This is a genomic window from Azospirillum sp. B21, from assembly GCF_008364825.1.
Taxonomy (GTDB): domain Bacteria; phylum Pseudomonadota; class Alphaproteobacteria; order Azospirillales; family Azospirillaceae; genus Azospirillum.
Genome location: NZ_VTTO01000025.1, coordinates 52,000 through 70,742, shown reverse-complemented (window position 1 = coordinate 70,742; position 18,743 = coordinate 52,000). Strand labels below are relative to the sequence as shown.

The 18,743-nt window shown below is 67.8% G+C and carries 15 protein-coding genes; 5 read left to right on the top strand and 10 right to left on the bottom strand.

Going from position 1 to position 18,743, the window contains the following annotated elements; all coding sequences use genetic code 11:
- Window positions 1-562: 562 nt before the first annotated feature.
- The 6 genes from pstB to FZ983_RS31160 all read right to left on the bottom strand — a co-directional run bounded on the left by pstB (window position 563) and on the right by FZ983_RS31160 (window position 8,189).
- The gene (gene pstB, locus FZ983_RS31185) at window positions 563-1,363 is read right to left on the bottom strand and encodes a phosphate ABC transporter ATP-binding protein PstB (protein ID WP_211103020.1); all 801 of its coding nucleotides are present in this window, start codon (window positions 1,361-1,363) and stop codon (window positions 563-565) included.
- An 80-nt stretch (window positions 1,364-1,443) separates the two neighbouring features.
- Entirely contained in the window at window positions 1,444-2,325 is an 882-nt protein-coding gene (gene pstA, locus FZ983_RS31180; protein WP_149228467.1) for a phosphate ABC transporter permease PstA, read from the bottom strand.
- Window positions 2,326-2,329: 4 nt separating this feature from the next.
- The gene (gene pstC / locus FZ983_RS31175) at window positions 2,330-3,313 is read right to left on the bottom strand and encodes a phosphate ABC transporter permease subunit PstC (RefSeq protein ID WP_149228465.1); all 984 of its coding nucleotides are present in this window, start codon (window positions 3,311-3,313) and stop codon (window positions 2,330-2,332) included.
- Window positions 3,314-3,425: 112 nt separating this feature from the next.
- Window positions 3,426-4,493, bottom strand: coding sequence for a phosphate ABC transporter substrate-binding protein PstS (gene pstS / locus FZ983_RS31170; RefSeq protein WP_149228480.1), 1,068 nt, complete (start codon window positions 4,491-4,493; stop codon window positions 3,426-3,428).
- A 186-nt stretch (window positions 4,494-4,679) separates the two neighbouring features.
- The gene (locus FZ983_RS31165) at window positions 4,680-7,277 is read right to left on the bottom strand and encodes a methyl-accepting chemotaxis protein (RefSeq protein ID WP_247884060.1); all 2,598 of its coding nucleotides are present in this window, start codon (window positions 7,275-7,277) and stop codon (window positions 4,680-4,682) included.
- A 306-nt stretch (window positions 7,278-7,583) separates the two neighbouring features.
- Window positions 7,584-8,189, bottom strand: coding sequence for a glutathione S-transferase N-terminal domain-containing protein (locus FZ983_RS31160; protein ID WP_188092587.1), 606 nt, complete (start codon window positions 8,187-8,189; stop codon window positions 7,584-7,586).
- Window positions 8,190-8,422: 233 nt separating this feature from the next.
- On the opposite strand from FZ983_RS31160, the gene trkA reads away from it, so the two are divergent.
- Together trkA and FZ983_RS31150 are read left to right on the top strand one after the other, a co-directional pair.
- Window positions 8,423-9,802, top strand: a complete 1,380-nt coding sequence (gene trkA, locus FZ983_RS31155) for a Trk system potassium transporter TrkA (protein ID WP_149228461.1) — start codon at window positions 8,423-8,425, stop codon at window positions 9,800-9,802.
- A gap of 67 nt (window positions 9,803-9,869) precedes the next feature.
- A complete protein-coding gene (locus FZ983_RS31150; RefSeq protein WP_149228459.1) occupies window positions 9,870-11,330 on the top strand; it encodes a TrkH family potassium uptake protein in 1,461 nt (486 codons plus the stop codon).
- Between the two features lie 45 nt (window positions 11,331-11,375).
- Here FZ983_RS31150 and FZ983_RS31145 read toward each other — a convergent pair whose 3' ends face one another.
- The gene (locus tag FZ983_RS31145; protein ID WP_149228457.1) at window positions 11,376-11,594 is read right to left on the bottom strand and encodes a hypothetical protein; all 219 of its coding nucleotides are present in this window, start codon (window positions 11,592-11,594) and stop codon (window positions 11,376-11,378) included.
- A gap of 118 nt (window positions 11,595-11,712) precedes the next feature.
- Window positions 11,713-12,693: a DUF4142 domain-containing protein gene (locus FZ983_RS31140; RefSeq protein ID WP_149228455.1), complete on the bottom strand. Its 981-nt coding sequence runs from the start codon at window positions 12,691-12,693 to the stop codon at window positions 11,713-11,715.
- 312 nt (window positions 12,694-13,005) lie between these two features.
- Between FZ983_RS31140 and FZ983_RS31135 the strand changes: the two genes are divergently transcribed.
- The 3 genes from FZ983_RS31135 (at window position 13,006) to FZ983_RS31125 (ending at window position 15,979) form a co-directional block, all read left to right on the top strand.
- Window positions 13,006-14,694: a GMC family oxidoreductase gene (locus FZ983_RS31135; RefSeq protein WP_149228453.1), complete on the top strand. Its 1,689-nt coding sequence runs from the start codon at window positions 13,006-13,008 to the stop codon at window positions 14,692-14,694.
- Window positions 14,695-14,745: 51 nt separating this feature from the next.
- Window positions 14,746-15,336, top strand: coding sequence for a mismatch-specific DNA-glycosylase (locus FZ983_RS31130; RefSeq protein ID WP_149228450.1), 591 nt, complete (start codon window positions 14,746-14,748; stop codon window positions 15,334-15,336).
- Window positions 15,337-15,448: 112 nt separating this feature from the next.
- Window positions 15,449-15,979 (top strand): hypothetical protein, encoded by a 531-nt coding sequence (locus FZ983_RS31125; protein ID WP_188092586.1) that lies wholly within the window; start codon window positions 15,449-15,451, stop codon window positions 15,977-15,979.
- A gap of 10 nt (window positions 15,980-15,989) precedes the next feature.
- Here the strand turns inward: FZ983_RS31125 and FZ983_RS31120 are convergent, their stop codons facing one another.
- Both FZ983_RS31120 and FZ983_RS31115 read right to left on the bottom strand, forming a co-directional pair.
- Window positions 15,990-18,242 carry a xanthine dehydrogenase family protein molybdopterin-binding subunit gene (locus FZ983_RS31120; RefSeq protein ID WP_188092585.1) on the bottom strand — a complete coding sequence of 751 codons (2,253 nt, stop codon included), beginning with the start codon at window positions 18,240-18,242 and terminating at the stop codon, window positions 15,990-15,992.
- Window positions 18,243-18,245: 3 nt separating this feature from the next.
- Complete coding sequence (locus FZ983_RS31115; protein ID WP_149228448.1) at window positions 18,246-18,707, bottom strand: (2Fe-2S)-binding protein; 462 nt, start codon at window positions 18,705-18,707, stop codon at window positions 18,246-18,248.
- Between the last annotated feature and the right edge of the window lie 36 nt (window positions 18,708-18,743).

The following is an 18,743-nucleotide window of genomic DNA, read 5'->3' as shown; positions in this document are numbered from 1 at the left end:
TCCCAGCCGTCGAAAACGGGATGGAAGACTGACGCTTCTATGTTGCGCTGGACTGACATTTTAGCTTTGCGCCTACAACAAAGAGGCACATAAGAATACTTATGGAAATATACGCTCTTCATACGACGTCGCATGCCGTCTCGCTTGTCGGTCCTATCGCAAAATGATCTTGCCCTGGTTTGGTGGTTCTTGCGCACTTTGCCTGGATCACGCCGCCAGAAGGGTTCGTCTCCGGAACAGATCCAGGCTGGCTCTGATCTTGCCCCACCCAACCAGGGCAAGATCAAAGGCGTGCTGCGCCGCTTCGGCCCATTAGCTCCGGCGTCGCGGCTGGACTGATGCTGCGCCATGATCACAGCCAGCATTGCATGTCCGGCGATTTCCATGCCGAGATCATGTGCCTGGGCATCACAGCGAGTGGCCCGATCCTACCCCACTTGAGAATCGTACGAAAGGCAGAGGTTGAATGAACCGCCACCCATGGACAACCTACAATATGTAGCCCAACGACAATTCTCCGCCGATCCTCCCCGTGGTGGGGAGGATCGGCGGAGCATGGACGTCAGCCGAAACGGCCGGTGATGTATTCGGAGGTCTTTTCCTTGGTCGGATTGGTGAAGATCTCTTCCGTGTTCCCGAACTCGATCAGCTCGCCCAGATACATGAAGGCGGTGAAGTTGGAGATGCGGGCCGCCTGCTGCATGTTGTGGGTGACGATGGCGATGCAGTAGTCGGAGCGCAGCTCGTCCACCAGCTCCTCGCACTTGGCGGTGGAGATGGGGTCGAGCGCCGAGGTCGGCTCGTCCAGCAGCAGGACCGACGGCTTGACCGCGATGGCGCGGGCGATGCACAGGCGCTGCTGCTGGCCGCCGGACAGGCTCATGCCGTTCTGGCGCAGCTTGTCCTTTACCTCGTCCCACAGCGCGGCGCGGCGCAGCGAGAACTCCACCCGCTCGTCCATCTCGGCGCGGGACAGCTTCTCGTACAGCTTCACGCCGAAGGCGATGTTGTCGTAGATCGACATCGGGAAGGGCGTCGGCTTCTGGAACACCATGCCGACGCGGGCGCGCAGCAGGTTCAGGTCCTGCTTGGGCGACAGGATGTTGACGCCGTCCAGCATGACCTCGCCGGTCGCGACCTGCTTGGGATAGAGGTCGTACATCCGGTTCAGGATGCGCAGCAGGGTCGACTTGCCGCAGCCCGACGGACCGATGAAGGCGGTGACCTGACGGTCGTAGAGCGGCAGCGAGACGTCCTTCAGGGCACGGTAGCCGTCATAGAAGAAGTCCAGGTTGCGGATGCTGATCTTCTCGGGCAGGCCGGCACCGGCGATCGGCCGATCGGCACCGGCGCCGGGGATCATGCCGGGGGGCATCCCGTGGCTTCCGTGGGCGGGGCTGCCGTGGGCGGGGCTGTTGGCGTCCATGTGGGTCATCGTCATGGTTACTTTCTCGTCGAGCCGAGACCGGCCAGCAGCCGGGCGCCGATGTTGAGGAGCAGGATGGCGACCGTGATCAGCAGCGCGCCGCCCCAGGCCAGCTGGCGCCAGTCCTCGTAGGGAGACATCGCGTACTGGAAGATGACCACCGGCAGGTTGGCCATCGGCGCGTTCATGTCCGCGCTCCAGAACTGGTTGTTCAGGGCGGTGAAGAGCAGAGGGGCCGTCTCGCCGCTGATGCGGGCGATGGCCAGCAGGACGCCGGTGATCATGCCGTTGCGAGCGGCGCGGTAGGCGACGAAGGTGATGACCTTCCACTGCGGCGCACCAAGGGCCGCCGCGGCCTCGCGCAGGCTGTTGGGCACCAGCTTCAGCATGTCCTCGGTCGTGCGGACCACGACGGGGATGACGATGACCGCCAGGGCCATGGCCCCCGCCCAGGCCGAGAAATGGCCCATGCGGATGACCATCACCTCGTATACGAACAGGCCGACCATGATCGACGGCGCGCTCAGCAGCACGTCGTTGATGAAGCGGACCACCTCGGCCAGCTTGCCGTCGCGACCGAACTCGGCAAGGTAGGTGCCGGCCATGATGCCGATCGGCGTGCCGACAAGGGTGGCGACCGTGGTCATGATGACGCTGCCGAAGATGGCGTTCAGCAGGCCGCCCTCCCCGCCCGGCGGCGGCGTGTTCTCGGTGAACAGGGCGATGTTGATCGCCGACAGCCCGTTGTAGAGCAGCGTCCACAGGATGGCGACCAGCCAGAACAGGCCGAAGCCTGCGGCGCCCAGCGCCAGGGTCAGCGCCACCTTGTTGACGATGCGGCGGCGGTTGTACAGGCCGCCGGCCGGAGCGGCGAGCGCCGCGGAACTTGACATGCTCATGGCCTCAGACTCCGGCCTGGCGCTGCAGGCGCAGCAGCATCAGCTTGGCGATCGACAGAACGGCGAAGGTGATCAGGAACAGGATCAGGCCCAGCGCCACCAGCGAGGCGGTATAGACGTCGCCGACCGCCTCGGTGAATTCGTTGGCGATGGAGGCCGAGATCGTCGTGCCCGGCGCCATGATGGAGGAGCTGATGCGGTGCGCGTTGCCGATGACGAAGGTGACGGCCATCGTCTCGCCCAGCGCGCGGCCCAGCCCCAGCATGACGCCGCCGACCACGCCGGTGCGGGTGTAGGGCAGCACCACGTTCCACACCACTTCCCAGGTGGTGGCGCCCAGCCCGTAGGCGGATTCGCGCACCATCGGCGGCACCGTCTCGAAGACGTCGCGGGTGATGGAGGTGATGAAGGGCAGCACCATGATGCCCAGGATCAGCCCGGCGGTTAGGATGCCAATGCCATAGGGCGGACCCATGAACAGGTTGCCGATGCCCGGGACCTGACCCAGCGTGTTGATCAGGAAGGGCTGGATGGTCGACTGCATGAAGGGGGCGAAGACGAACAGGCCCCAGATGCCGTAGATGATGCTGGGAATGCCGGCCAGCAGCTCGATGGCGACGCCGAGCGGTCGCTTGAGCCAGGCCGGGCACATCTCGGTGATGAACAGCGCGATGCCGAAGCTGACCGGAATGCCGACAGCCATGGCGATGACCGACGTGATCAGCGTGCCGTAAATGGGGGCGAGCGCGCCGAATTCCTCCGACACCGGGTTCCAGACTTCGGTCGTGACGAACCCGAAGCCGAACGCGCGCAGTGCCGGAAGCGCGCCGTCGATGAGAGAAACCGTGACGCCGCCCAGAATGAACAGGACGAGCAGCGCGAAAAAGAGCGTGGCGTTGCGGAAAGCCGCATCCTGCAGGCGCTGGCGGCGGGCCCGTCGGGCGGTGGAAGCGTGTGCGTCGGTCAAGGTCAGCGCGATCTCGGTCATGGCCGCTCCGTGAGGCGTGCGGTGGGGGCGGCGAAATTTCCGTCCCCACCGGCGGATCATGCCCCCGGAGTGCGCCGTCTGCCGGCGCAACCCGGGGTCGGGTTGGCCGTGGTTACTTGGCCGACGCGGTCCAGATCGGCTTGCCGTCGGCCTGGATCGACTGCGACCAGGTCTTCTGGACCAAGGAGACGACCGCCTCCGGCATCGGGACATAGTCCAGATCGGTGGCCATCTTGGCGCCGTTCTTGTACGCCCAGTCGAAGAACTTCAGCGCTTCGGCCGAGACCGCGACATCCTGCGGGTTCTTGTACATCAGGATGAAGCTGGCGCCGGTGATCGGCCAGCTCTCCGCACCCGGCTCGTCGGTCAGGATGACGTAGTAGCCCTTGGCGTTGGCCCAGTCGGCGTTCGCCGCGGCGGCCTGGAAGGCCTCGATCTTCGGAACGACGGTCTTGCCGTCCTTGTTCTGCAGGCCGACATACGTGATGTTGTTCTGCTTGGCGTAGGCGTATTCGACGTAGCCGATCGAGCCGTCCGTCTGCTTGACCATGTTGGCCACGCCTTCATTGCCCTTGGCGCCGATGCCGGCCGGCCACTGGACGGAAGAGTTGGCGCCGATCTGGGTCTTGAACTTCGGGCTGGTCTTCGACAGGTAGTCGGTGAACAGGAAGTTGGTGCCCGACCCGTCGGAACGGTACACCGGCGCGATGGCGGTGTTCGGCAGGTTGACGTTCGGGTTCAGGGCCTTGATCTGCGGATCGTTCCACTTGGTGATCTCGCCCATGTAGATGTTGGCGAGAACCGTGCCCGACAGCTTGACCTCGCCGGACTTCAGACCCTTCAGGTTCACGACCGGAACGACGCCGCCCATGATCATCGGGAACTGGATCAGGCCGGCCTGCTCCAGCTCTTCCGGCTTCAGCGGCATGTCCGACGCGCCGAAGGTGACCGTCTTGGCCTTGATCTGCTTGATGCCGCCGCCCGAACCGATCGACTGGTAGTTCAGGCCCGTGCCCGTCTCCTTCTTGTAGGCGTCGGCCCACTTGGCATAGATCGGGTACGGGAAGGTGGCGCCGGCGCCGGAGATGTCGGCGGCCGAGGCGACCGACAGCGGGGCGACCGACACGGACAGAACGGCCAGGGCACCGAAGGCGGCGCAGCGAACGAACGCCGAGGTCATGGTTTTCACGGCAAAACTCCCGATAGGTTTGGACGGTGTCGTTGGGTCTGGGAAAATCCCGGCCTTCGCCGGAGGTCGTAACCCGCCTTCTTCGTCGCGGTGACCATAGCCACCGCTGGTGACGGGTTTGTTTTGTTTACGTGTCAGTTTTATGAAACCGACCCGTTCTTGCCGGCTTCGCGACGGTCATCGCGCCGCCCGGATTTCCTGAAGGAACAGATGCACGGCGGAGCCGAGGCTGGTCGCCTCGTGCGACAGGCTTTCCGCAACCTGCAGCACGTCGCCGGCCTGGGCGCGCACCTTGGCCGCGGCTTCCGATAGGCCGGCGACATGGTCCGACGCCGCCTGCGTCCCTACCGCGACCCGGTGGGAACTGTCGACGATGCTCGACGTGATGGTCGCCTGCTCCTCCACCGCCGAGGCGATGGCGGAGGCGTTGGATTCGATGCGCTGGACGCTGCCGGTCATGGTCGCCACCACCTCCGCCGTCTGGCGGCTGGCCGCCTGGGTTGCGGCGATCTGGCGGGCGATCTCGGCGGTGGCCTGGGCCGTCTGGCCGGCCAGCGCCTTCACCTCGCCCGCGACCACCGCGAAACCGCGGCCCATCTCCCCTGCCCTCGCCGCTTCGATGGTGGCGTTCAGCGCCAGCAGGTTGGTCTGGCCGGCGATCTCGTCGATCAGTCCGACCACGGTGCCGATCTCCCCCGCCGTGCTCGACAGGTCGGCAACGGTGGCCTTCACCTGCTCCGCCCCGGCGGCGGTGTCACCGATGATGCGGGCCGATTCGCCGGTGCGCTTGCTGATCTCGGCGATGGACTGCGAGATTTCGGATGCGGCGGTCGCCACCTGCTGGATTCCCGCCGCCATCTCGCCGGACAGCTGCATCGCGGCATCCGCCCGATCGTTGGCATTGGCGGCGATGTCGGTCAGCGAGCGGGCGCGGGCGGCCATCACGCGGGCGGCCTCGGCCAGGGTCTCCACGCTGCTCAGAACATTGCGTTCGAACTGGTCGGCGATCTCCAGCATGCTGGTCCGGCGGGCCGAGGCGGCGTTGCGGCGCTCGATCTCCACCTTCTCATGCGCCTCTTCCATGGCGCGGGCGTTGGCGATGAAGACGAACAGAGCGCGGGCCATGTCGGTGATCTCGTCGTTGCCGTCGGCCTTCTGCTCCACCGTCAGGTCGCCGGCAGCGACCCGGCGCATGGCGTCGGCAAGCGCTTCCATCCGGCCGACGACGTGGCGCCCGACATAGAGGGAGACGATCAGCCCGGCCAGCAGCACGCCGGCGGTCGCCAGCAGGATCTGCACCTGGTTGGTGCGCTCCAGCGCGTCATGGGCGGCGGACGCGCCGGCGGCGGTCGCCTGCTCTGCCGACTGGACCAGCCCGTCGACCATCCCGGTCAGGGCGGCGCCGGTGCTGCGGTTGCTGTCGATCAGTGCGGCATTCTCGGCATAGGCCGCCAGTTCGCCGCCGCGCAGCGCCAGGATGCCGTCGTCGCCGAAGCCCAGCACCAACAGCCATTCGGCCAGCCGGCGGACCTCTGCCCCCAGATCGCCTTGCGACTCCTGCAACGACTTGCGGATGGTCGCGGCCAGCGGGTCCAGCGTGCGGCGCGCAGCTGCCAGCCGGGCCGGCGTCTCCGCATTGCCGGCCTCGGCCAGCTTGCCGGCCAGCAGGTTGGCGTCCGCCATCAGGCCGCTCAGCACGGTGTAGCGGTGCTGGGCCTCCGGCACGACGTTGGTGGAGAGATCCTGCATCCGCTCCGCGATGGCATTCCCGGCCTCGGCGATGCGCCCGCGGGAGTTCAGCATCAGCGGCAGCATGCGGCTGTTGGCGTCGCGGTCCAGCCGGACGATCTCATCGACCGCGGCGGCCTGGGACTCAGCCAGCTTGTGCGCTTCCGCCTCCCCGATGCCGGGGGTCAGCTGGCGGACACGGCGGGTGTAGACGCTCTTGTCGCCGTCGCCGTAGGCCGACAGCTCGTTGATCGTCGCGACGACGGGAGCGGCCGCCTCGCTCTTCGCCAGCGGGCGCAGGGCGCCTTGCAGGTCGGACAGCGCCGAATCGAAGTCGGTGGACAGCGACATCACCTTGGACCGGTCGGTCTCGAAGGCGCCGATCAGCAGCGCCTTGGTCAGCGCCGCCTCCGCGCCGCGCAGCTGGAACAGCGGGATCACCGTCTGCCCCAGTTCGCCGCCGATCGCCTCGGAGGATTGCGAGGTCGCCTCCACCATCGCGGCGATCGCCTGGGCGAGCTGTTCGCGCGAGGCCTGCATGTCCGGCTTCAGCGCCGCCAGCAGCCGGGCATGGGCGTCGCTCAACTCCGCCAGCCGGGCGCTGCGCTGTTCCTGCAGGCTCAGCCGGCGGCCGGTCGCCGCGCCCAGCGCGTCGATGGTGCCCAAAAGCGAACGGGCGGTGGCCGCCAGCTCGCCCATGCGGCCGATGTCGCCATGCCCGTCGGCCAGCCGGGCGAGCTGACCGTCCAACTCCGCGCGCTGCGCCGCCATGGCACTGCGCAGCCGGGTCAAATCCTCCTCCGACGATGCGGCGTCGATCAGCGGTCCCAGCGCCAGCACCCGCGCCGTGGTGGTGGCGAGGCCATGCGCGGCGCTCAGCACCGGCACCTGGGTTCCCGTGATGTCGGCGACATGTCCCCGGACCGCGCCGTAGGACATCCAGCCGACGACCGCCGCGAGGCAGGGCAGTGCCGCCACGGTGCCGAATGCGATCAGCATTTTCGACTTGATGCCGGATCGCCGGCGCTGGTCGGCGCGATCTGCCATGTGGGCCACCCGTGGTCTGGAGGTTGTCCGCACCGGACCCGCGGTTCTCCGCAGGCCGGCCGACGCCATGGGTAGCCCCTCTCTTTGTCTGTTTGGGTGACGCTTCGATGAAGTTTTCGCGACGCACAATCGAAATATCGCTGCGCTCGCGAAATCACCGGCTCCGACGATGGTCGATGGCCGACCATTGGCCAGCCATGGTGAATCGAACGTAAACAGCGCTGCGAAGCAAAAGCGGCGCCCGCCGGGGTCAGGCGCCGCTTTATTACGCGTCTTCAGGGCATGACATTCGTCTTATTGCGGGTGTTACACCGGCGGTGCGGTGCGCCGCAGGCTGTCGCGGTCCGCCGCCTTGTCGAACCATGACGCAAGCGCCGGGCGGCCGTCACGCCAGTCCTCATGACCGAAACGGAAATCGAGATAGCCGAGCGCCGCCAGCACGGCGAGCGTGCCGATGGTTGTTTCTCCGGCCAGCGCCGCCGCATCTGTCTCCAGAAGGTCGAGCGCACGGGCGACCGCCTTGCGCTGGCGTTCCATCCAGCCTTCCGATTTCTCGCCGTCCGGGCGCATGGACTCCAGCCGGCGGAGGATGGCGGCGTCGCAGATGCCGTCGGCGATCGCCTGGAACCGAAGTGCGGTCCAGCGTGCCGGCCCTGCCGGCGGGAACAGCGGCGCCCGGTCGCCGAGCGAATCGAGATACTCGACGATGACCGGGCTGTCGAACAGGGTGGTACCCTCCTCCAGCGTCAGGGCGGGAACCTTGCCCAGCGGGTTCTCCTTGGGCAGGTCGGTCTCGGCCGACCACGGATCGGTCGCCACCCGCTCCACCCGATCCTCCAGCCCGCGTTCGATGACGACCATCATCACCTTGCGCACATAGGGCGAGGTGGGGCTCCAGCGCAGCTTCAACATGGACGTTCCTTCGGTGGTGTCGGTTTACGGAGGCTCCGCCCCGCATCCTGCCACCGAACCGCCCGCCGGGGGAGCACTCGATGGACAGAGCCGTGGGAAGGTTTTGCGTCCCGCTCCCGGCCGCCTCGGTCCTGTCGGATCCGCTTTGGCTTGCAACGCTTCGCCTTTGCCGTCATTTGCTGACATCGGCCGGTTGGGCCGGGGTGCAGCGTGGACAGGCCGGGGGCAGGCGCATGAAGGTGATCATCTGTGGAGCGGGGCAGGTCGGGGCCAGCATCGCGCGGCACCTCGCGCTGGAAGACAACGACATCACGGTGATCGACACCTCGACCGAGCTGGCGCAGCGGATGGACGAGAGCCACGACGTGCGCGGGATGGTCGGCTATGCCTCGCACCCGGATGTGCTGGCCCAGGCGGGGGCGCGGGATGCCGACATGCTGATCGCCGTCACCCATTCCGACGAGGTCAACATGGTGGCCTGCGAGGTCGCCCATTCGGTGTTCAACATCCCGCTGCGCATCGCCCGCATCCGCAAGCAGGCCTATCTGCAGCCGGAATGGTCGGCGATGTTCTCCGCACAGCATCTGGCGATCAGCGTCGTCATCTCGCCGGAGGTGGAGATCGCCCACAGCATCGCGCGGCGCCTGCGTTCCCCCGGCGCGTTCGAGATGGTGCCGCTCGCCGACGGCAAGGTGCACCTGATCGGCGTCCACTGCACCAACAGCTCGCCCCTGCTCAACACGCCGCTGCGCCGCCTGACCGAGATGTTTCCGGACGTGCGCGCGGCCGTGCTGGCCGTCTTCCGCGACGGCGCCGGCTTCGTGCCAAAGGGGAACGACCAGCTGCGGCTGGGCGACGACGTGCATCTGGTGTGCCGCACCGCCGACATCGTCCGCGTCGTCGCCCTGTTCGGCCACAGCGAGGCGCCGGCCCGCCGTCTGGTCATCGCCGGCGGCGGCAATGTCGGCTTCAACCTGGCGCAGATCGTCGAACGGCACATGCGCGGCATCTCCATCAAGATGATCGAGGGCAACGCGGACCGGGCGGAGCTGATCTCGCGCTCGCTGCGCTCCAGCACGGTGGTGCTGAACGGCGATGCGCTGGACCACGAGATCCTGGAGGAGGCGCAGGTCGGCCGGGCCGAGACCATCGTCGCCGTCACCAACGACGACGAAACCAACGTCTTCACCTCGCTGCTGGCCAAGCGCGCCGGTTGCGGGCGGGCGATCACGCTGCTGAACAAGACGTCCTACGCGCCGATCGTCGCCGGGCTGGGGATGGACGTGGTGGTCAATCCGGCGGCGGTTACCGTGTCCTCGATCCTGCGCCATGTCCGGCGCGGCCGGGTCGCGGCGGTGCAGACCATCGGCGACAATTTCGGCGAGGTGGTGGAGGCCGAGGCGCTGGAGACCTCGCGCGCGGTCAGCGGCCCCATCGGGTCCATCGCTCTGCCGGCCGGCATGATGATCGGCGCGCTGGTCCGCGGCGGGGAGGTCATCATCCCAACCAGCCAGACGGTGATCGAACCGCATGACCGCGTCATCGTGATGGCCACCGCCGATCTGGTGCGCAAGGTCGAAAAGCTGTTCGCGGTCGGGCTGGAATTCTTCTGACCGGCCGTACGGCCCTGCCGGACACGTCATTGCCTTCCCGCCGCCCACTCCCTTGACCAGAGACATCATGCCGAATTTCAGGCCGATCCTGTTCATCGTCTCCATCGTGCTGCTGGCGCTCGCCGCGACGATGCTGATCCCGGCCGCGGTCGATTTCGCCTATGGCAACCCGGACGCCAGGGTCTTTCTTTATTCGGCCGCCTTCACCGGCGCCTGCGGCGGCGCGGGGGCGCTCGGCACCCGATGCCACCTGCATGGCGGATTGTCGCTGAGACAGGCCTTCCTGCTGACGCCGCTGACCTGGACCAGCACCGCGGCCTTCGCCGCCCTGCCCTTCCAGTTCGGCCATTTTCCCGACCTGTCGCTGAACTACGCCAACGCCTTCTTCGAAACCATGTCGGGGCTGACCACCACCGGATCGACGGTTCTGGTCGGGCTGGACCGGACGACGGAGGGCATCCTGCTGTGGCGGGCGCTGCTGCAATGGATGGGCGGCATCGGCATCATCGGCGTCGCCATCGCGGTTCTGCCGGCGCTGCGGGTGGGCGGCATGCAGCTGTTCCGCACCGAATCCTCCGACCGGTCGCAGAAGGTGCTGCCGCGCGCCCAGCAGATCGCCAAGGCGATCGTCGCGGTCTATGCCGGGCTGACGGCGATCTGCGGGGTCTGCTACTGGATGGCCGGGATGACGCCCTTCGAGGCGGTGGTGCATGCGCTGAGCAGCCTGTCGACCGGCGGCTTCTCCACCTCCGACAGCTCAATCGGCCATTTCGAAAACCCGGTCCTGCATTGGCTGGTGACGCTGTTCATGCTGCTGGGCAGCCTGCCCTTCGTGCTTTACGTCCGCACCCTGACCGGCCAGCGCGACGCGCTGTGGAAGGACAGCCAGGTACGCACATATCTGGGCTTCCTGGCCGCGGTGATCCTGCCGCTCAGCATCTGGCTGGCGCTGAAGCACGGGCACGACTTCCACGACGCCCTGCGGCTGGTGGCCTTCAACGTGGTGTCGGTCGTCACCACCACCGGCTATGCCTATACCGATTACAGCCAATGGGGAAATCTTGCGGTCGGCGTCTTCTTCGGACTGACCTTCATCGGCGGCTGCACCGGCTCGACCGCCGGCGGCATCAAGATCTTCCGGTTCGAGGTGATGGTGACGGTACTGCGCACCCATTTCCTCCACCTGATCTATCCCCGCGGCGTCTTTCCGCGCCAGTACGGCAACCGGCAGCTGGACGATGACGTGCTGGGATCGGTGATCGTCTTCTTCGCGCTGTTCTTCACCGCCTACAGCGTGATCACCATCGCGCTGATGGCCCTGGGGCTGGACTTCATCACCAGCGCCAGCGCCGCGGTGACCGCGCTGGCGAATGTGGGGCCGGGGCTTGGCGACATCATCGGTCCGGCCGGCACCTTCTCGTCCCTGCCGGATTCTGCGAAATGGCTGCTGTCGCTGGCTATGCTGCTGGGCCGGTTGGAGCTGTTCACCGTGCTTGTGCTGTTCATGCCCCAGTTCTGGCGGGGCTGAGGGGCCGAACGTAAGGGGCCGGCCGGGACCGGCCCCTTTCCGCGCTTATTCGCCAGGATCGCGGTTGGCCGCGTGATCCTGCATCTGTTCGGTCTGCACGGTCTTGCTGTCCAGCCCGCGGGCATCGGAATGGCGGGACTTGTCGCGGTTCGACAGCACCGCGTTGTCGCCGATGGAGCCGGCCGGCAGGTCGGTGGTGGCGCCGGTGCCGGTGCCCTTGCCCTGTCCGCTGGGGCTCATGTGCTTCTTGCTGGCGTTCGCCATCCTTGCTTTCTCCGTCGGTTGGCCGCCCGGGGGCGCCGGGAAGGCGATTCCCGGCTCCGGACGGCTGGGTGTCGGTTCAGAGCAGCCGCAAGCCTTACTGCGGCCCCTACTGCGGCCCCTACTGCGGGTTGCGCGGCTGGGTGCTGTCCAGGCTGTTGGCGGTGCCGTGGGCTGCGTCGTTCTTCATATCGCCGCCCTTGTTCATGGTGCCGTGATCGGCGTTGCTGCCGCCGCTGTTGCGGTCGTTGCGCTGGCCCAGAGAGACGGTGTTGTCGTCGTATTTGAACTCGGCCATCTGCTTGACCTGATCCTCGGTCACCTGCCGGGCGACGATGCGGTCGCCGTCGGCGTTCAGCAGGGTGTAGTCCAGGGCCACCTGCTTGGCGCCGATGCCCAGAATGCCGCCGCGGTCCAGGATCACCTGGGTGGCCTTGCCCGACTGTGCGTCGAGGATGATGTCGGCCACGTCGCCCAGCTTGCCTCCGTCCTCGCCATAGACGGCCTTGCCCATCATGTTTTCGAAGCTGGTGCTCTGCTGGGCGGCGCCGCTGGTGGAGGCGACGTTCGGGCGCAGGTCGCGGACCTGGCGCAGATGCTGCTCCAGGGTCGGCAGGGTCTGCTCGGCGAAGCGCTTCAGGTCGGCGTCCTGGCCTTTCTCAGCCTGGGTGCGGAACAGGGTGACGGCGGTCTGGTGGGCGTCGATCTGGCCCTGCAGATAGGCGGCGTCGAACTGTTCGCCCTGTTGACCACGCAGCTTGTCCAGCTTCTGCTGGTGTTCGGAATCGAGCTTGGTCGGCAGTGTCATCGATTTCTGCTGGGCCATCGCCTTCATGGCTTCCGACGTCTTGGTGTGGTCGGCCACCATGTGGTTGCCGAACTGCTTGACGCCATTGTCCTTGGCATGGTCCTGCGCCAGCTTGCCGGCCTGGATCTCGAACATGTCGCTGATCGCCGCCTTCTCGGCGAAGGTCATGTCCTGTTGCGACATCTGCCCCTTCTCGGTCACGGTCTTCTGCGGCGTCGGCGTCTGGGCCAGCGACAGCGTGGGCGCGGAGAACAGGATCAGGGCGGCGGTGGCGAGAAGATGATGACGTTTCATGGCGGCGGTTCCTGCGATTGCGATTGCATGGTTGCCGGTGAGCGTTGGGCCGGGAGCCTTCCGTCCGGGCCGAGGCACCGTTCTTCCCCATTTCAACCGCCGACTGCGGCCGTCGTTCCCGCCATCATTCCCGCCATCACTCCCAGCCGCCGGGGCGATGCGGACAGGCTCTCCAGATCGTCCGGGGTGCCGCGCTTGCGTTGAGTACCGGAGTAGTGCGACGCGCCGGGGGTATAGCCGAATGCGCGCTCGGCCTAAGCCACGTGTCCGGGGCAAGAAGGGACGGCTTATGTCCCTGGTACGGAGGCCAGTTTGCTTCGTGACGCCCGCCATGTCCTGAACGGCACCCATATCGATTGCGACCTGTGCGTGATCGGTGGGGGCGCCGCCGGCCTGACCATAGCGCGCGAGCTGGCCGGCAGTTCCTGCAGCGTCGTCCTGCTCGAAGGCGGCGGACTGGAGGTCGAGGGCATCTCCCAGGCGCTGTATGCCGGCCGCAACGTCGGCCTGCCGTATGAGCGTCTGACCACCGCGCGCAGCCGCTATCTGGGCGGCAGCACCAACTGCTGGGGCGGATTCTCCCGCCCGCTGGAGCCGGGCGATTTCGCCGAACGGCCCTGGATTCCCGACAGCGGATGGCCCATCCCGCGCGAAACCATGATGCCCTATTACGAGCGTTCTCAGAGCGTGCTGGGCCTGGGTCCGTTCGACTACGACAATGATTTCTGGATGGAGCGGGTCGGCGGGCCGAAGGCGGCGCTGTTCCCGGTGGAAGACCAGGACGGAGACGGCTTCGAGAACCGCGTCGCGCAACTCAGCCCGCCGATCCGCATGGGCGAGGCCTACCGCGCGGAGATCGGGCGCGCCGCCAACATCACCGCCTTCCTCAACGCCAACGTCACCGGCCTGGACACCAACCCGACCGCCACCGCGGTGGAACGGGTGCAGGTCCGCACGCTGGACGGCCCGAGCTTCACCGTCGGCGCCCGGCTGTTCGTGCTGGGCTGCGGCGGCATCGAGAATGCGCGCATCCTGCTGCTGTCCAACAAGGTGCAGGCGGCGGGGCTGGGCAACGGCAACGATCTTGTCGGCCGCTACTTCGCCGACCATCCGCGCTTCAAGACACCGCCGATCCGCCTGACCCAGCAGGGGCGGCACCGCACGCTCTACGACGTCAGCCTGTGCCTGGCGCGGCGGCGGCTGCGCCGTCCGCACCCGTCGGTGGCGCTGGCGCTGTCGCCGACCGCGGAGCTGCAGGAACGCCACGCGCTGCCCAATTCCCGCACATATCTGGTCGCCTCCTACCATTCGGGGGCGCTGGACGCCTTCAAGGCGATGCGCGACCTGCGGCTCCTGCCCTCGCGCCACAGCTGCCGGCGCTTCGGCGTGTCGGAGGACGAGGCGGTGAGCCTGCTGCGCAATGCCGGTCCGCGCATCCTGCGCAGCATGCCGCAGCTCGCCCACGCCCTGTTCGACAGCATGGTCGATCCGGGATGGCTGTCCCGGCGCTTCACCCTGGAAACGGTGCTGGAGCCCGTCCCCAACCCCGATAGCCGGGTGACGCTGGACCATGCCACCGACCCGTTCGGCTGCAACCTGCCGCGGGTGGACTGGCGGCTGACCGAGCAGGACCGACGGGGCGCGGCCGAGACCCAGCGCCTGCTGCGCGAGGATCTGCTGCGCCGCGGCCTGATCAAAACGGACGGGCCGCAGGACGAGCCCGCAGAAGCGACGATGGCGGATGTCGGCTGGTGCTGGCACCACATGGGCACGACTCGCATGCACGAATCGCCGCGTCACGGCGTGGTCGATGCGGAAGGCCGCGTGCATGGCGTCGGAAACCTCTACATCGCCGGCAGTTCCGTCTTCCCCACCATGGGCGCCGACCACCCGACCATGACCATCGTGGCGCTGGCCCTGAGAATGACCGACCGCATCCTCGCCATGCTGCAGGACGAACGGAGCAGTCCGCCTGCCCCCGCGGTCGCCGCCTCGCTTTGAGCGGGGCGGCGAAGTCCTATATTTCCTCTCCCTGCGGAGAGGAACCGACCGATGGACCTGTTCGACGATGTTCCGGCCCCTTTCCCGGAAGGGATGCCGCCTGCCGCCGGTCCGTTGCCCGACATCGTGGCGCCGGGGCTCGACTGCATGTTCGTGGGCTTCAACCCCGGCCTGCGGTCGGGCGCGCTCGGCCACCATTATGCCGGGCGCGGCAACCAATTCTGGCGCCTGCTGCATGAGGCCGGGCTGACCCCGCGCCTCTACCGGCCAGAGGAGGACGCCGCCCTGCCGGCCATCGGTCTGGGCTCCACCAACCTCGTCGCCCGCGCCACCGCCAGCGCCGCCGAACTGTCGCGGGCGGAACTGCGCGGCGGGGTGCCACGGCTGGCGCGGATCGTCGCCTTCGTCCGGCCACGGGTGCTGGCCTATACCGGCAAGGGGGTCTATCTGGCGGCCACCGGCCTGCCGGACGCACCCTGGGGCGTGCAGGAGCGCGGGCTGTTCGATGGCGTCGCCGACGTGGTGGTGCCGTCGCCGAGCGGCCTCGCCCGCCTGCCCTTCGAGGAAAAGCTGCGCTGGTTCCGCGAAGTGCGGGCGGAGATCGACCGGCGGCGGCCCGCCGCGTCCGCAATTCCTGGCTAGTCGGTAGAGATAACTGTCCGGACGGGGAGTCCCAGCCGGGAGCAGGGGGCTGCGGGGGGCAATCCCCCTGCCCCGGCGATTCTCCGGGAAAGGCGAGGATGCGGAAACGGCCTTGAGCCATGCTGTGCGCCACATGACCGCCATCGACCGACACAGCTTCCCTCACGACCCATTGCCTGCCCCGGAGACCGTTATGGTCGCCCGGCGGCTGCGGCGCCGCCTTTGGACGGTGCTGGCGCTGGCCGTCCTGCTGCTGGCCGGGATTCTGGGCGCCGCCTGCCACCTCACGGTGTTGACGACGCCTGCCATGACGGCGACCGCTACGACGGTCGCAGCAGCGGACCCCTGGGGACCACGCCTCCCCAGGCCGTCCCTTGCGGCCGTCCGGTCCCAGCGGCTCGCCCGGCTTCTGCGCATCGAACCACCACGCGGAAAAGAACCGGCGGAAACCTCCGTCCCCGCCGGCCCATTGCGGGTCGATCCCGCGGTAAAGCTGCTGGTGGACCAGGGCTGGCCCGGCCGCCGGCTTACGGCGATTCCCGCCGCCACCAAGACGGTCAGCATCGTCCCGTCCCCGCAGCTGACCTCAGCTCAGCCGGCCCCCGCCCAATCAAAGGCGGGGACCAAGACGGCTTCGCCTTAGCGGGTCCCTCTCAGCTGACGATCCCGCCGCGGCTGAAGGGCAGCGTCTGCTGCGGCTGGCCGGTCACCGAGAAGACGGCGTTGGCCACCGCGGGCGCGGCGGTCGGGACGCCGGGCTCGCCGGCGCCTGTCGGCCGTTCGCCGGACGGCACGATGTGGACCTCCACCGCCGGCATGTCCGACATCCGCATCGGCAGATAGCTGTCGAAGTTGGCCTGATCCACCACGCCGTCGGTCATGGTGATCTCGCCGCGCAGCGCATGGCCGATCCCCCAGCCGGTGCCGCCCTCCATCTGCGCCTTGACGATGTCCGGGTTGATCACCTGGCCGCAGTCGATGGCGACGACGACCCGGTCGACCTTGACCTGACCCTTGGCGTCGACCGTCACGTCGGCGACATGGGCGACATAGGTGTTGAAGCTCTCATGCACGGCAACGCCGCGGCCCTTGCCCTGAGGCATGGGCTGGCCCCAGCCGGCCTTCTCCGCCGCCAGCTTCAGCACGCCGGCCAGACGCGGATGGTCCTTCAGCATCTCCAGCCGGAAGGCCACCGGATCCTTGCCGGCCGCCTTGGCGAGCCGGTCGATCATCACCTCCTTGGAATAGGCGGTGTGGGTGTGCCCGACCGACCGCCACCACAGGGTGGTGACCGGCGAGGCGACGGTGTGCGCGTCGACCGCCAGATTCGGCACGGCATAGGCCATGTCCGAGGCACCCTCGACCATCGTCGCATCGACGCCGTTCTTGACCATCACCGCCTCGAACGGCGTGCCGGCCATGAAGCTCTGGCCGACGATGCGCTGCTTCCAGGCGACCAGGGCACCCTTGGCATCCACCGCCGCCTTGATCCGGTGCAGGAACAGCGGACGGTAGCGGCCGCCCTTGATGTCGTCCTCGCGCGTCCAGACCAGATGCACCGGGGCCTTGGGATAGGCCTTGGCGATCATCACCGCCTCGGCGATGTAGTCGGCGTTGGTAGTGGCGCGCCGGCCGAAGCTGCCGCCGGCCCACTGGGTCTCGATCTTCACCTGTTCCGGCTTGCAGCCCAGGATGTGGGCGGCGACCATCTGCTCGACGCCCTGGAACTGGGAGCCGGCCCAGATGGTGCAGCCCCCCTCCGGGGTCAGCGCCACCACGGCGTTCAGCGGCTCCATCGGCGCATGGGCGAGATAGGGGAAGACGAAGTCGCCCTCCACCACATGACCGCCCTTGGCGGCGGCCTCGGCGAAGGCCTTGTCGGCGTCGCCCTTGCCGGCTGCGACCGCGCCCGGCTGGTCGGCCAGCTTGCGGTAGTCGGCCAGCATGGCGTCGGTGCCGCGCATCTCGGCCTTGGCATCGTCCCAGGTGACGGTCAGAGCTTCGCGGCCCTTCATGGCGGCCCAGGTGTTCTTGGCGATCACCGCGACGCCGACCGGCAGGTTCACCACCTCGATCACGCCCGGCACCTTGCGGGCCGCCGCGTCGTCGACGCTCTTTACCGTGCCGCCGAAGCGGGGGCTGCGGGCCAGAACCGCCGTCACCTGATCGGGGCGGCGGATGTCCATCGCGAAGATGGCGGTGCCGTTGGTCTTGCTGATGTGGTCCAGCCGGTGCAAGTCCGGCTTGCCGATCAGCACATAGTCCTTGGGGTCCTTCAGCTTGACCTGCTGCGGCACCGGCAGCTTCGCCGCCTCCTCCGCCAGCTCGCCGAAGGTGAGGCTGCGGTTGCTTGCGGCATGGCGGACGACGCCCTTCGACACCGTCACCTCGCCGGCCGGCACGTTCCAGCGGGCGGCCGCGGCGGCGACCAGCATGGCACGGGCGGCGGCGCCGGCCATCCGCAGCTCGTCCCAGCTGTTGGCGATGGCGGTGGAGCCGCCGGTGCCCTGGATACCGAAGAAATGGTTGGCGTACAGCTTGTTGTCGGCCGGGGCGAAGGCGCCGCGCACCTGGGCCCAGTCGGCGTCCAACTCCTCCGCCACGATGGTGGCGAGGCCGGTGACGATGCCCTGGCCCTTGTCCAGATGCTTGGCCAGCACGGTGACCGTGTTGTCCGGCGCCACGATGACGAACAGCTGCGGGCGCGGGTCGGCCGGGCCGACCGTCTTCGCCGCGGCTTCGGCGGCCAGCGCCGGCAGCGGCACATGCGCGCCGATGACCAGCGCGCCGGCCCCGGCGCCGATGGCTTTCAGGAAACCGCGGCGCGAGGGGGCGGACAGCGGCGCAAGCGAAAGATCGGCAGCGAACCCATTCCGGGCGGCCTGACGGATCAGATGATGCAGCATGGATCAGGCCCTCATCGTCTGGGCGGCATCCTTGATCGCCGCGCGGATGCGGACATAGGTGGCGCAGCGGCAGACATTGCCGTCCATCGCCGCGTCGATGTCCTGGTCGGTCGGGTTCTGGTTGTCGGTCAGCAGCGCGACCGCGCTCATGATCTGGCCCGACTGGCAATAGCCGCACTGGACGACGTCCAGCTTCTGCCAAGCCGCCTGGACGGCCTGCGCCGCCTTGCCCTTCACGCCCTCGATGGTGGTGACCTTGCTGTCCGGCCCCAGCATGCCGACCGGGGTCTGGCAGGCGCGGGTCGACGTGCCGTCGACATGGACGGTGCAGGCGCCGCACTGGGCGACGCCGCAGCCGAATTTGGTGCCGGTCATGTTCAACTCGTCCCGCAGAACCCACAGGAGCGGCATGTCCTCGGGCACGTCGACCTGACGGTTCTCGCCGTTGACGTTGATGCTAATCATGGCTCTTGCCTCTTTCTCCCTGAACGGAACCGCCGG

Bases quoted from the DNA above. Each gene is read 5' to 3' on its own strand.
- pstB (WP_211103020.1), bottom strand. From the start codon at position 1,363: ATGATCCCCGGCGCCGGTGCCGATCGGCCGATCGCCGGTGCCGGCCTG.
- pstA (WP_149228467.1), bottom strand. From the start codon at position 2,325: ATGAGCATGTCAAGTTCCGCGGCGCTCGCCGCTCCGGCCGGCGGCCTG.
- pstC (WP_149228465.1), bottom strand. From the start codon at position 3,313: ATGACCGAGATCGCGCTGACCTTGACCGACGCACACGCTTCCACCGCC.
- pstS (WP_149228480.1), bottom strand. From the start codon at position 4,493: ATGACCTCGGCGTTCGTTCGCTGCGCCGCCTTCGGTGCCCTGGCCGTT.
- FZ983_RS31165 (WP_247884060.1), bottom strand. From the start codon at position 7,277: ATGGCAGATCGCGCCGACCAGCGCCGGCGATCCGGCATCAAGTCGAAA.
- FZ983_RS31160 (WP_188092587.1), bottom strand. From the start codon at position 8,189: ATGTTGAAGCTGCGCTGGAGCCCCACCTCGCCCTATGTGCGCAAGGTG.
- trkA (WP_149228461.1), top strand. From the start codon at position 8,423: ATGAAGGTGATCATCTGTGGAGCGGGGCAGGTCGGGGCCAGCATCGCG.
- FZ983_RS31150 (WP_149228459.1), top strand. From the start codon at position 9,870: ATGCCGAATTTCAGGCCGATCCTGTTCATCGTCTCCATCGTGCTGCTG.
- FZ983_RS31145 (WP_149228457.1), bottom strand. From the start codon at position 11,594: ATGGCGAACGCCAGCAAGAAGCACATGAGCCCCAGCGGACAGGGCAAG.
- FZ983_RS31140 (WP_149228455.1), bottom strand. From the start codon at position 12,693: ATGAAACGTCATCATCTTCTCGCCACCGCCGCCCTGATCCTGTTCTCC.
- FZ983_RS31130 (WP_149228450.1), top strand. From the start codon at position 14,746: ATGGACCTGTTCGACGATGTTCCGGCCCCTTTCCCGGAAGGGATGCCG.
- FZ983_RS31120 (WP_188092585.1), bottom strand. From the start codon at position 18,242: ATGCTGCATCATCTGATCCGTCAGGCCGCCCGGAATGGGTTCGCTGCC.
- FZ983_RS31115 (WP_149228448.1), bottom strand. From the start codon at position 18,707: ATGATTAGCATCAACGTCAACGGCGAGAACCGTCAGGTCGACGTGCCC.